1 pseudogene is annotated in these 428 nt (G+C 69.2%); it reads right to left on the bottom strand.

Features of this window, described 5'->3' with window-relative positions:
- A pseudogene (locus tag MOV75_RS41975) lies at positions 1-428 on the bottom strand (ATPase); the annotation flags it as partial.

Consider the following 428-nt stretch of genomic DNA (forward strand, 5'->3'; position numbering starts at 1 on the left):
CAGCGCGATGCCGAGCCTCGCGTCACCGTCGGGCGCGAAGGCCCAGTCCAGCGCCGCGCGCACATTGTCGAGCTCCCCACCATAGGTGCTCAGCCATTCGGGAAGCGGCGTCGATGTGTCGGCCCCCGCGCGCTCGAAGAAGTCGCGAAAATGCTCCGCATGGCGCCGCGCGAACTGCCTGTTTTCGCCGAGCTCGTTCAGCTTGCCGAGCGCGTAGGCGCGCGTGGTGTCGAGCAGGCGATAGCGCAGCGCTCGCGAACCGGATGGCGAGATCAGTGACTTGGTGACCAGGCTGTCGATCGCCTCCAGCGTCTCCGAGGTGCTGAGGCCGTCGCCGGACGCAACCGCGGCGGCCGCTTCCGGCGCGAACGGCCCGGCGAATACCGATAGCCGTCGCAAGGTGGCGCTTTCCGCCGGAGGCAGCAGGT

Source organism: Bradyrhizobium sp. PRIMUS42 (genome assembly GCF_023006515.1).
Classification (GTDB): domain Bacteria; phylum Pseudomonadota; class Alphaproteobacteria; order Rhizobiales; family Xanthobacteraceae; genus Bradyrhizobium.